10 protein-coding genes are annotated in these 11,632 nt (G+C 74.8%); 7 read left to right on the top strand and 3 right to left on the bottom strand.

Annotated features, from left to right (window positions below):
• Positions 1–239: 239 nt before the first annotated feature.
• Both ABZ881_RS09020 and ABZ881_RS09015 read right to left on the bottom strand, forming a co-directional pair.
• Entirely contained in the window at positions 240–554 is a 315-nt protein-coding gene (locus ABZ881_RS09020) for a hypothetical protein (protein ID WP_358483089.1), read from the bottom strand.
• Between the two features lie 1,087 nt (positions 555–1,641).
• Positions 1,642–3,309 carry an APC family permease gene (locus ABZ881_RS09015; RefSeq protein WP_358483087.1) on the bottom strand — a complete coding sequence of 556 codons (1,668 nt, stop codon included), beginning with the start codon at positions 3,307–3,309 and terminating at the stop codon, positions 1,642–1,644.
• 138 nt (positions 3,310–3,447) lie between these two features.
• Here ABZ881_RS09015 and ABZ881_RS09010 point away from each other — a divergent pair, with 138 nt between their 5' ends.
• Positions 3,448–4,101: a GPP34 family phosphoprotein gene (locus ABZ881_RS09010; protein WP_358483085.1), complete on the top strand. Its 654-nt coding sequence runs from the start codon at positions 3,448–3,450 to the stop codon at positions 4,099–4,101.
• A gap of 160 nt (positions 4,102–4,261) precedes the next feature.
• The gene (locus ABZ881_RS09005; RefSeq protein ID WP_358483082.1) at positions 4,262–5,290 is read left to right on the top strand and encodes a tetratricopeptide repeat protein; all 1,029 of its coding nucleotides are present in this window, start codon (positions 4,262–4,264) and stop codon (positions 5,288–5,290) included.
• Positions 5,291–5,305: 15 nt separating this feature from the next.
• Here the strand turns inward: ABZ881_RS09005 and ABZ881_RS09000 are convergent, their stop codons facing one another.
• Positions 5,306–5,923 carry a TetR/AcrR family transcriptional regulator gene (locus ABZ881_RS09000; protein WP_358483081.1) on the bottom strand — a complete coding sequence of 206 codons (618 nt, stop codon included), beginning with the start codon at positions 5,921–5,923 and terminating at the stop codon, positions 5,306–5,308.
• Between the two features lie 98 nt (positions 5,924–6,021).
• Here ABZ881_RS09000 and ABZ881_RS08995 point away from each other — a divergent pair, with 98 nt between their 5' ends.
• The 5 genes from ABZ881_RS08995 to ABZ881_RS08975 are packed head-to-tail and all read left to right on the top strand — an operon-like array spanning position 6,022 to position 11,597.
• The gene (locus tag ABZ881_RS08995) at positions 6,022–7,170 is read left to right on the top strand and encodes an acyl-CoA dehydrogenase family protein (protein WP_358483079.1); all 1,149 of its coding nucleotides are present in this window, start codon (positions 6,022–6,024) and stop codon (positions 7,168–7,170) included.
• Between the two features lie 14 nt (positions 7,171–7,184).
• Positions 7,185–7,931 carry a 3-oxoacyl-ACP reductase family protein gene (locus ABZ881_RS08990; RefSeq protein ID WP_344025947.1) on the top strand — a complete coding sequence of 249 codons (747 nt, stop codon included), beginning with the start codon at positions 7,185–7,187 and terminating at the stop codon, positions 7,929–7,931.
• 12 nt (positions 7,932–7,943) lie between these two features.
• Entirely contained in the window at positions 7,944–9,128 is a 1,185-nt protein-coding gene (locus ABZ881_RS08985) for an acyl-CoA dehydrogenase family protein (RefSeq protein WP_358483078.1), read from the top strand.
• Between the two features lie 13 nt (positions 9,129–9,141).
• Complete coding sequence (locus ABZ881_RS08980; protein ID WP_358483076.1) at positions 9,142–10,791, top strand: AMP-binding protein; 1,650 nt, start codon at positions 9,142–9,144, stop codon at positions 10,789–10,791.
• Positions 10,788–11,597: an enoyl-CoA hydratase/isomerase family protein gene (locus ABZ881_RS08975; RefSeq protein ID WP_358483075.1), complete on the top strand. Its 810-nt coding sequence runs from the start codon at positions 10,788–10,790 to the stop codon at positions 11,595–11,597. The genes ABZ881_RS08980 and ABZ881_RS08975 overlap by 4 nt, the downstream gene beginning before the upstream one ends.
• The last annotated feature ends 35 nt before the right edge of the window (positions 11,598–11,632 follow it).

The raw sequence follows: 11,632 nt of genomic DNA, 5'->3' as shown, positions 1-11,632 counted from the left end.
TTCCTAGACAGCTCCACTCCACACCCGGGAGGCCTTCGCCCGTCTACAGATCAGACCGTGTCGTCACACGATCTCGACCAACGTGCCTGGGCATCACACCTAGCCGCGCGCCGCGCCCGGCGGGCCGCTGCCGGTCGGGCCGGTGGGACCGGATGCCGGTCCGGGCGCGGCCGGCTCCGGCCGACCGGAGCTGCCCGGTGCTACACCACCGGAACCGGTATCTCCCGGGCCGCCGGCGTTCAGGCCACCGGCGCTCGGGTCGCCGGCACCGGGGCGGCCGGCACCGGGGCCGCCGGCCCCCGAGCCACCGGGACCGGCGCCGGGCCCAGCAGCACCCGAACCACCGGAACCGGGGTCACCAGCACCGGGGCCGCCGCCCCCGGGTGCACCTGCACCACCGGCGCCGGGTTGAGCTGCACCCGCCCCGCCGCCCCCGGGCTGCGCCGTACCCGAACCACCGGGCTCAGCCGGGCCACCGGCACCGGGCTCTCCGGGCCCCGGACCCCCGGCCCCCGGCTCACCGGGCCCCGGTCCTCCGGCGCCCGGATGGACATCGCCCGGTTCCACGGTGTCCGGGTCTGCACCCGCGACGGAGCCACCGGCACCGGGCTCGACCGGTACCGGGGTGCCGAGCCACGGCTGACCGGGGTCGCCGGCCCCGGCCCCGCCGGTCCCGGCTCGCGCCGCGGCGCCGCCGGCGGGCCCGCCCGGATTCTCTGCGATGCCCTGCCCCGCCGTGCCGGGCGCGCCGTCACCCCCGGTCCCGGACGCGCCGCGATCGGCCCCCGGGCCGGGCAGGGCGGATCGTGCACCGGGATCCGCTGCACCCGGCCCGGCGGGCGCGGCGGGATCCAGCACCGCGGCGGGAGCCCCTGCCCGGGGCCAGCCACGGTCCTGCTGCACCGCGGCCGACGCGGCGACGACCGCCACCGACGCGCCCGCGACCGCGACCGCGAGGAACACACCCGCCATCCCGAACGTCAGCACCCGCGAGGCCGGTCGGCCGGGGACGGGCCGGGCCGGCGGTTCCACCGGCGACGACGGCTGGGACGAGATCGGCGACAGCAGCGCGGGGCGGGTCCCCGACACCGACTGCGGCACGGGACCGGGCCCGGACACCAGCGGTAGCGCGGCACCGGTCCCCGACACCAGCGGCAGCGCGGCACCGGTCCCCGAGACCGGCGCGGGACGGACCCCCGGCTCCGGCGCAGCACGATCCCCCGGCCCCGACCCCGACGCGAGACCGGGCCCGGGCCCGGGCGGCAGCGCGGCACCGGCTCCCGACACCGGCGGCGGATCGGACATCGGCGCGGGCTGCACCGGCGGTCGGGGTGGCATCGGCCGGCGCGCACCATGGACCGCCCAGTCCGGGACCCACCGGACCGTGTCCGGACCGCGATCGGGCGCCGGCGCGCCGTCACCGCCGGGATCCCCGGAGGTCACCGCCCGCCACCGGGGCATGCCGCACGGCACACCCGTCCTGAACCCGGCATCGCGTCCCCCTGTCGCACCGTGTCGCATCGCACTGTGTCGAACCAGCGATCCTCGGGACCGAGGCTGCGGGATTCCAGTCCGTCCGACGGAAATGCACCGCAGGAACCGGAAGACCGCACGGCCGGGTGACCCCCCGGCGGGGCCGGATCAGTCGCGTGGGCCGGGCCGGGGGAACTCCGCGGTCGATCCGGCGTCGTCGCCGGGCCGAGCGGGGAGGGTGAACACCGTCGTCGGGCGGTTGTCCGCCGGGAACCCGTCGGAAGCGGCGGCCGAACCGGTGCCGGCCCAGTCGGCGGGCCCGGTCTCCCCGGCCCGCCGCAGGTAGACCACGGGGGCGCCGGAGTCCGGGGCGATCCCGTCGGGCGCGGGGGCCCCGCCCCCGATGCCGTCGTAGGTCCGGGGCCGGGTCCGGCGCAGGTGCAGCGCCCAGCCGGCGCCGGCCAGCGCGGCCAGCAGCACGAGCCCGGGCAGCACCCAGCGGGCCGGCGACGACGGGTCGGTCCCGAGCAGCGCGTCGAAGTTGCCGACCAGCACGGTCAGGATGGACGCGAGCAGCAGCGCCGCCAGCGCGGGAGCGATCGTGGACGCCCACACCGACGCCCGCGCCGTCCGGTCCCGGCGGAAGAAGCCGATCACCGCGACCGAGGTGCCGGTCATCAGCAGCACCACGCCGATCGCGGACAGTCCGGAGAACCAGCTGAACAGGGCGAGCATAGGGTCGGCACCGGTCAGCGCGAACGCCGCCACCACGACCAGCGCCAGCACCGACTGGGCCAGCGAACCGGCGACCGGGCCACCGGACCGGGCGCCGACCGTGGCGAGCCCGGCGGGCAGCACCCGCTCCCGGCCGAGCGCGAACAGGTAGCGGGCGACGCCGTTGTGGAAGCTCAGCAGCGCGGCGAACACGCTGGTGAGCAGCAGCAGGGTCGCGACGTCGGCGACCAACGGGCCGAATCGGTCCGCCAGCGGCCCGAACACCAGTCCCGGCCCCTCCTCTGCGGCCCTCACCTGCAGTTCGGCCGCACCGGTGGCGGCGACCATCGCCCAGGCGGACAGCGCGTAGAACAGGCCGGTGAAGGCGACCGCGACGAACGTCGCCCGGGCCACCGTGCGCCGCGGGTCGCGGGCCTCCTCGGAGTAGATCGCGCCGGACTCGAACCCGGTGAAGGAGGCCACGGTGAACGCGATGACCGCCCCGATCCCCCCGGCGAGCAGCGTCGAGGGGAGCAGCGGCTCGGTGCTCAGCACACCGTCGGCGGGCTCGGTGAAGCCGACCACGTCGAACGCGACGACGACCGCGACCTCGACGAGCAGCAGCACCGCCAGCACCCGGGCGTTCAGATCGACCCGCAGCAGCCCCAGCCAGCCGACGGCGAGCATCGCGAACAACGCCCAGCTCCACCACGGCAACCGGAGCCCGGCGAGCTCGGCGACGAAATCGGACATGGCGGCACCGAAGAGGCCGTAGAGCGCGATCTGGATCGCGTTGTAGGCGACCAGCGCCACGAACGAACCGGCCACCCCGGCCGGCCGGCCGATACCGCGCGACAGATAGGCGTAGAACGCGCCCGCGTTCGCGACGTGCCGGCTCATCGCCGCGTAGCCGACCGCGAACAGCACGAGCACCGCGGCCACCCCGAGGAACGCCAGCGGCACGCCCTGGTTCCCGCTCACCGCGTAGGCCGTGGTGACGCCGCCCGCGAGCACCGTCAGCGGGGCGGACGCCGCGACGGTGAAGAACACCAGGTGCACCACCCCGAGCCGTCGCCGTCGCAGCCCGGGCACCTGCCGGTCCACCGTCGCGTGCCGTGCCATTCGGGTCTCCTGATCACCGGAAAACGTTTGTCGGCGCAAAATGCTAACGTCCAGTCACAACCGTGGCGCAATCGGAGGGTTATCCTGGCGTTATGCGCGCGAACAATTACTCAGAGTGAATTGCTTGGGGGCGGTGACGTGAAGCAGGGCGCGCTCGCGACCGGTTTCTTCCTGATCGCGTACGACGAGCCGGGCGGGCGCCCCGGCCTGGCGCCGGACCTGCTCGCCTGCGGCCTGGTCGGCGCCCAGCTCGGCGACCTGGTGACCGCGGGGGCGCTGACCGTCGACGAGGAGGACCGGGTCGTCGCGACCCGGGGCACCGGCGATCCCGAACCGACGGGCCGGGCCGCGACGCTCGTGCTGGACAGCGTCGCGCACGAGGCGCGGGCCCATCCGGTGCGGGCCTGGGCCGACGTGCTCGGCGAACCACTGCTGGGGGCCGTCCGCGACGAGCTCGTCCGACAGGGCGTGCTCGTCGCGGAGACCGGGCGGAGCCTGCTGGGCCGCCGCCGGGATCGGCTGGCCGTCTCCGACCGGTCCGCCGCGCACGGACCGGGGCTCGCCCTGCGGGACATGGTGCGCAGGCCCGGCACCTGCACGCTGCACGGCGCATTCACCCTGGCGCTGGTCTCGGCGCTCGGGGTCGAGCGGCTGCTGGAGCCCGAGATCGACCGGGCGAGGGTCCGCGACCTGGCCCGCGACGCCGTCGTGCACCTGCCGGCGCCGCTCGCCCGGCTGCACTCCGGGGTCGCCGCGGCGGCCGCGGCGGCCAGCCTCGCCGTCCGCCGCTGACCGGGGGTCGCAGCACGGTGACAGCGGGTGGACGGCCGGGGTGGCGTACGCCTCGAACAGCCCAGCAGTTCCCGACGACGACCGAGGGAAGGGTACGCTGAGTAGCGATCTTCAGAGCCGACCGGGTGGTCGGCCGACGACCGGAGAGGAGCCGACGATCATGGGCGACAGCGTCTTCGCCGGTTCCCCGTTCCTGCGCGAGAGCGCGGACGTCGAGCACCGCGCGGGCGGGGCACGCAGCGCGCTGCGGGTGCGGCACGACCGGGCCGCGACCGGCGTCCGGGCGGCCGGCCGGATCGGCGACGGGCCGGCGCTGACCGACGCCACCCGGCGGCTGGAGCGGGTGCTCGCCGCCGCGCAGCGCGACCTGGGCCCGCGCGACACCGACACGCTCGTCGTCGAGGGCAGTCTCGCCGTCGCCTATCTCCTCGGCGACGACGAGCCCCGCGGCCTCGCGCTCGCCGCCCGCAATCTCGCCGCACGCGAGCAGGAGCTCGGCGCCGACCATCCGGCGTCGCTGGCCGCCGCCGACGCGCTCGCCGCCGCGCACCGGATCACCGGGGACCCGCAGGAGGCGATCACCCGGCACCAGGACGTCATCACCCGGCGGACCCGGGTGCTCGGTCCGGCGCACCCGTGCACCATCGCGTCCTGCGCCGCGCTGGCGCTGGCCCGGGCCGACAACGGTGACCTGCGCGGGGCGGGCAACCTGCTGGCCGCGACCGCCGACACCGCCGCGGGGATCCTCGGCGACTCGCATCCGGTCACCGTCGACGTGCGCGAGCTGCTGGCCGAGGCGACTGCGCCGGAGGAGCAGCCAGCGCCGGACGACCAGGCCGTGTCGCACGACCACGCAGCGCCGCAAAACCACGCAGTGCCGCACGACCACACGGTGTCGCACGACCACACGGTGCCGCACGACCACACGGTGCCGCACGACCACGCAGCGCCGGACGACCACGCGGTGCCGCACGAGCAGGCTGTGCCGCACGACCAGGCTGTGTCGCGCGACCAGGCTGTGTCGCACGACCAGGCTGTGTCGCACGACCAGGCTGTGTCGCACGGGCCTCCCCGGGAGGACCCGTCGACGGGTCTGCTCCCGCTGTTGCCGCGGGTGCCCGATCCCCGCGAGTCCACCCGGCCGCTGCACCTGGACCGGCCGTCCGGCCCGCTGCCCGCCGTCTCCTGAACCCCGGGCCCCGGATCAGCCGCGGGCGACCAGCTTCATCAGGGTGTCGACCAGCTCGTCGAGTGCCCGCTCCTGCTCGGCCCCGCGCAGCTCGCCGCACCACACCGGGGCCTGGCTCATCGCCGCGTGCATGCACTGCAGGGTCGGGTCGACGGCGACGACCGCGAACTCGCCGCTCGCCAGGCCCTCGGTGAGGACGGACCGGAACACCCGGTCGTGCCGCAGCCGCAGCTCCTTGATCCGGGTGCGCTGTTCGGCGGGCCAGGTGCTCGGCACCAGGAACAGCCGCAGCGCGGCCGGGTACTCGCGCACCGCGATCCGCACGTGCTCGCCGAGCAGCGCCCGCAGCCGCCGGGTGGCGCTGCCCTCCCGAGCGGCGGGCAGGCTCTCCAGCCGGCTGGTCCAGTCGTCGCCGAGGGTCTCGATGGCGGCGGTGACCAGCTCGTCCTTGCCCGGGAAGTAGTAGTAGAGCGATCCCTTGGTGACGTCCAGCCGCTCCGCGACGTCCTCCAGGCTGACCGCGTCGTAGCCGCGCTCGCCGACCAGCTCGGCAGCGGTGGTGAGGATCTCCCGGATCCGCCTGCCGCGCCTGCGCTGCACCCGCCCGACCTGCCCGGCCGACGCGTCCGCCATCGTCACACCTCCCCGGCCAGTCTCGCACCCCTGAACATTGACTCTAGGGTCAAAGTTTGTCACTGTGGTCAAACTTCCAGTGACGAAGGAGGGTCGGTGTGGACCTCTCCCCCGACGACACCCAGCGTCGGTACCGCGACCGGGCTCGCGCGTTCTCCGACTCCGTGCTGCTCCCCGGCTACCGGGACCGGGAACAGGCCGGCCGGATCGACCCGGACCTGCGCCGCGAGATGGGCCGCCTGGGGCTGATCGCACCGCAGCTGCCCGCCGCGCTCGGCGGCGCCGGCACCGACGGTCTCACCACCGGCCTGGTCCTCGAGGAGATCGGCCGCGGCGATCTCGCGGTCGGCTACCTGGTCGTCGTCGGGGCGCTGGCCGGGCGGATCCTCGCCGGCAGCGCCACCCGCGGGATCGCCGAGGACCGGGTGCCGCGGATCTGCTCCGGGGAGGAGATCGTCGGGATCGGGCTGACCGAGCCGCAGGCCGGTTCGGACGCCGGCGTCCCCCGGCTGACCGCGGTCCGGGACGGCGGCGACTGGGTGCTCGACGGCGTCAAGTCGCTGTCGTTCGCCGCCGAGGCGTCCGCGGCCGTGCTCGTCGCCCGGACCGACCCGGATGCCGGGCGGGGCCGCGGGATCAGCGCGTTCCTCGTGCCGCTCGGCTCGCCCGGAGTGACCGTCGAGACCTACCCGGACATGGGGACGCGGGCGGTCGGGCGGGGCGCCGTCCACCTGGACGGCGTGCGCGTCCCGGCCGATCACCTGCTCGGCGAGGAGGGACGCGCCTTCGGCCGGGTACTCGCCGGCTTCGACTTCTCGCGGGCGCTGATCGGGCTGCAGTGCGTCGGCTGCGCGCAGCAGACCGTCGACGAGACGTGGGCCCACGTCTCCACCCGCACCGCGTTCGACCGGCCGCTGTCGGTCAACCAGGGCGTCTCGTTCCCGCTGGCCGAGGCGGACACGCTGCTCGCCGCCGCCCGCGCGCTCTGCCATCGCGCGCTGTGGCTGGCCGACACCGGGGCGCCGCACACCGCCGAGGCCGCCATGTGCAAGTGGTTCGCCCCGAAGACCGCCTACGACCAGATCAACCAGTGCCTGCTGCTGCACGGCCAGTACGGCTACCGCAGGGAGCTGCCCGTCGAGCAGCGGCTGCGCGACGTGCTCGGCCTGCAGATCGGCGACGGCACCGCCCAGATCATGAAGCTCGTCATCGCCCGCGACCGGCTCGGCCGCGAGCTCGCACCGTGAGAGCAGGAGGCCCGATGGGCAGGATGGACGACAGGACCGTGATCGTGACCGGCGCCGGCCGCGGCATCGGCCGGGCGATCGCCGAACGGCTGGCCGCGGAGGGTGCGACGGTCGCCGTCACCGACGTCGACGGCGACTCCGCGGCGGCCACCGCCGCCGCGATCGGCGGGCGGGCCACCGGGATCGAGGCGGACGTCACCGACCCGGAGTCGGTGCGTGCGATGACCGCGCGGGTCCTGGCCGCGCACGGCCGGATCGACGTGCTGGTCAACAACGCCGGCTGGGACCGGGTCGGCCCGTTCGTCGACTCCGATCCCGACGACTGGGACCGGATCGTCCGGATCAACCTCTACGGCGTCCTGCACACCGCGCACGCCGTCGCCCCGGTGATGATCGAGCAGGGCGCCGGGACGGTCGTCAACCTCGCCTCCGACGCCGGCCGGGTCGGGTCCAGCGGCGAGGCCGTCTACTCGGCGGCCAAGGGCGGGGTCATCGCCTTCACCAAGACCCTCGCCCGCGAGGTCGCGCGGCACGGCATCAACGTCAACTGCGTGTGTCCCGGCCCCACCGACACCGCCCTGTTCGCCTCGGTCGTCGAGGGCGACGACCGGCTGCGCGACGCGCTGGTGCGCTCCATCCCGTTCCGCAGGCTGGCGCAGCCGGCCGACCTCGCCGCGACGGTCGCGTTCTTCGCCTCGCCCGATGCCGGGTACCTCACCGGTCAGACCGTCAGCGTCAGCGGCGGTCTGACGATGGTCTGAGACGGAGGAACCGTGAGCACCGTGAGCACCGACTACTACCTGATCGACGCCGATCTCCCGGAGCACGTCCGCGACCTGCGCGACCGGGTCCGCGGCTTCGTCGACACCGAGCTGCTGCCGGTGATCAACGACTACTGGGACCGGGCGGAGTTCCCGTTCCCGCTGGTGCCGGGCCTGGCCGCGCTGGGGGTCGCCGGGTACACCGCGCAGGGCCCCGGCTGCCCGGAGCTGAGCCCGCTGGAGGCCGGGATCGTGATCCGCGAGCTGGCCCGCGGCGACGGCAGCATCACCACCTTCATGGGCGTCCAGTCCGGGCTGGCGATGGGCACGATCGCGCTGCTCGGCGACGACGAGCAGAAGGAGCGCTGGCTGCCCTCGATGGCCGCACTGGAGCGGATCGGCGCGTTCGCGCTCACCGAGCCCGACCACGGCTCGGACTCGGTCCGGCTGGAGACCTCCGCCCGGCGCGACGGCGACGGGTGGGTGCTCGACGGCGCCAAGCGCTGGATCGGGAACGCGAGCTTCGCCGACGTCGTCGTGGTCTGGGCCCGGGACACCGCCGACGGCCGGGTGGGGGCGTTCGTCGTCGAGTCGGACCCGGAGCACGGGTACCCGGCCGGGTACTCGGCGGAGGTGATCACCGGCAAGATCGGCAAGCGTGCCGTGTGGCAGCCCGACGTCGTGCTGGACGGGGTGCGGGTGCCCGCGGCGAACCGGCTGCCGGGTGCGCGCTCGTTCCACGACGCGTCCCGGGTGCTGGCCACCACCCGCGGCGGCGCCGCCTGGGAGTCGCTCGGGCACGCGATGGCCGCGTTCGACGCCGCGCTCGCCTACACCGCGCACCGCGAGCAGTTCGGCCGCCCGATCGCCGGGTTCCAGCTGGTGCAGCAGACGCTGGCCGGGATGCTCGCCGAGGTCGTCTCGATGCAGCTGTGGTGCGCCCGGATGGCCGAGCTGCAGGAGCGCGGCGAGTGGACCGGGCCGATGGCGTCGCTGGCGAAGCTGCACCACGCCCGCCGGGCCCGTCAGGTCTGCCTGGACGCGCGGGACCTGCTCGGCGGCAACGGCCTGCTCCTGGAGCACCACGTCGCCCGGCACCTCACCGACATGGAGGTCGTGCACACCTACGAGGGCACCGACCACATCCAGTCGCTGATCGTCGGCCGTGACCTGACCGGACTGTCCGCATTCGCCTGAGCCGGAGGAACCGATGTACACCTACGATCCCGCGCCGTACCGGGAGTGGTTCGAACGGGACTTCACCTACCTGGCCGGCTTCCGGCGCGTCGTGCGGCGCTTCGGGCGGCGCACCGCGCTGGTCGACCCGGACACCGGCGAGCAGCACAGCTACACCGATCTCGCCGGCCAGGTGGACGCGCTCGCCGCCGGGCTGCTGCACGCCGGCGTCGGCCCCGGCGACGTCGTCGTGCACCAGCTGTTCAACTCGCCCGATCTCGCCCGCCTCTACCTCGCGACGCAGGCGGCCGGGGCGGTCGGCGCCCCGGTCAACTTCCGGCTCGCCCCCGGTGAGCTCGCCTACGTTCTCGACGACAGCGCGCCCCGGGTGTTCGTCTACACCACCGAGCTGACCGGCACGGTGCGGGAGGCACTGGCGCTGGCGACACACCGGCCGCCGGTGCTGGTCGCGTGCGGCGGCGGTGAGCCGTTGCCCGGCGCGGTCCGGATCGGCGAGCTCACCCGGTCCGGTGCCGCACCACCGGACCCGGCGCGCAGCACCTTCGACGAGACCACCCGGCTGTACACCTCGGGGACCACCGGGATGCCCAAGGGCGTCCCGCTGAACAGCCTGGTGGAGGTGTTCAGCGCACACGACGTGATCATGCACTTCCCGCTGGGGCCGGAGGACCGCACGCTGAACATGACGCCGTGGTTCCATCGTGGCGGGCTCTACTCCGGCGGTCCGAACCCGGTGTTCTACGCGGGCGCCGGGTTGGTCCCGCTGCGCGCCTTCGACCCGCACCGGGTGCTGGACCTGGTCGGCGAGCACGCGCTCACCTACCTGATCGGCGCACCGACCAACCTGGAGATGCTCGCCGGCGCGCAGGCGGACCGGCCGCGCGACCTGTCGTCGCTGCGCGGCATCGTCACGATGGGGGCCCCGCTGGAGCGTGCGGCGTGCCTGCGGTACCAGCAGGTGCTGACGCCGCGGATCTTCAACGGGTACGGCACCACCGAGACCTTCTGGAACACGTTCCTGCGCCCGGAGGACCTCCCCGCCCACGCCGGGTCGGCCGGGCGCGCCTGCACCGACGACGACGTCCGGGTCGTCCGGATCGACGAGGCCGGGGTGGCCGAACCGGACCGGCTCGCCGCCCGGGACGGTCACGAGGTCGGCGAGGTGCTCGTCCGCTCGCCCAAGGCCGGCTACGCCTACACCGGCGGCGCCGACCGGGCCCGGTTCGCCGGCGGCTGGGTCCGGCTCGGCGACCTCGCCACCTGGGACGCCGACGAGTTCGTGACGATCGTCGGACGGCGCGACGACATGATCGTCTCCGGCGGGGAGAACGTGCACCCGGTCCAGGTCGAGGAGGTGCTCAACGAGCATCCGGGGATCGCCGACGCGCTCGTCGTCGGCGTGCCCGACCAGCGCTGGGGTCGCAGGCTGGTCGCCTACCTGGTGCCCGCCGATCCGGAGCTGACCGTCGCCGACTGCGACGCGCACTGCCGGGCGCATCCCGGCCTGGCCGACTTCAAGCGGCCGCGCGGCTACCGGTTCGTCGACACCTTGCCGCTCACCGCGACCGGCAAGAAGATCCACTACCGGGCGACCACCCAGGCCGCCGACGACGACAGCCGCGGCCTCTTCGAGGTCCCCCGTACGGAAGGAACCCACCCGTGACCCTCGACCCGAGCACCTACCGGCAGCTGTTGTTCGACCGCCGCACCGACGGCGTCCTGCTCATCACGATCAACAACCCGGACCGCTACAACGCCGCCGACGAGATCCTGCACGCCGAGCTCGCCCGGGTCTGGCGGGACGTCTCCACGGACGAGCGGACCCGGGTCGCGGTGATCACCGGCGCCGGGAAGGCGTTCTCCGCGGGCGGCGACCTGGACATGGTCGAGCGGATGGCGGGCGACCACGAGCGGGTCTCGTCGATGCTGGACGAGATGTCCGACCTGGTCTACAACATGATCGACTGCCGCAAGCCGATCGTGTCGGCGATCAACGGCGTCGCGGTCGGTGCGGGTGTGGTCGTGGCGCTGCTCGCCGACATCGCGATCTGCGCCGAGGACGCCCGGATCGGCGACGGGCACGTCCGGCTCGGCGTCGCGGCCGGCGACCACGCCGCGATCATCTGGCCGCTGCTCGCCGGGATGGCGAAGTCGCGCTACTACCTGCTCACCGGGGAGATGCTGACCGGGGCGGAGGCCGAGCGGATCGGGATGGTCGCGAAGGCGCTCCCCCGCGGGGAGGTGCTCGACGAGGCGCTGCGGATCGCACACGCCCTGGGCACCGGGTCGCAGCAGGCGATCCGGCTGACCAAGCGGGCGTTGAACGAGTGGCTGCGCAGCGCCGGTCCGGCCTTCGACGCGTCCGCCGCCTACGAGATGCTGACCTTCATGGGCCCCGACGTGCTGGAGGGGGCCGCGGCGCTGCGCGAGAAGCGGGCGCCGCGGTTCCCCTCCGCACGGGACGACTGAGCCCGCGACCTCGCGGGCCGGCCGGACTCGGCACC

Origin of the sequence: Pseudonocardia sp. NPDC046786, assembly GCF_040645415.1 — a bacterium.
Lineage (GTDB): Bacteria > Actinomycetota > Actinomycetes > Mycobacteriales > Pseudonocardiaceae > Pseudonocardia > Pseudonocardia kongjuensis.
The sequence above is the reverse complement of the archived record's forward strand: the minus strand, read 5'-3'. Positions and strand labels throughout refer to the sequence as shown.

Coding starts and splice junctions, on each gene's coding strand:
- ABZ881_RS09020 (WP_358483089.1), bottom strand. CDS start 554: ATGTCCATCCGGGCGCCGGAGGACCGGGGCCCGGTGAGCCGGGGGCCG.
- ABZ881_RS09015 (WP_358483087.1), bottom strand. CDS start 3,309: ATGGCACGGCACGCGACGGTGGACCGGCAGGTGCCCGGGCTGCGACGG.
- ABZ881_RS09005 (WP_358483082.1), top strand. CDS start 4,262: ATGGGCGACAGCGTCTTCGCCGGTTCCCCGTTCCTGCGCGAGAGCGCG.
- ABZ881_RS09000 (WP_358483081.1), bottom strand. CDS start 5,923: ATGGCGGACGCGTCGGCCGGGCAGGTCGGGCGGGTGCAGCGCAGGCGC.
- ABZ881_RS08990 (WP_344025947.1), top strand. CDS start 7,185: ATGGGCAGGATGGACGACAGGACCGTGATCGTGACCGGCGCCGGCCGC.
- ABZ881_RS08980 (WP_358483076.1), top strand. CDS start 9,142: ATGTACACCTACGATCCCGCGCCGTACCGGGAGTGGTTCGAACGGGAC.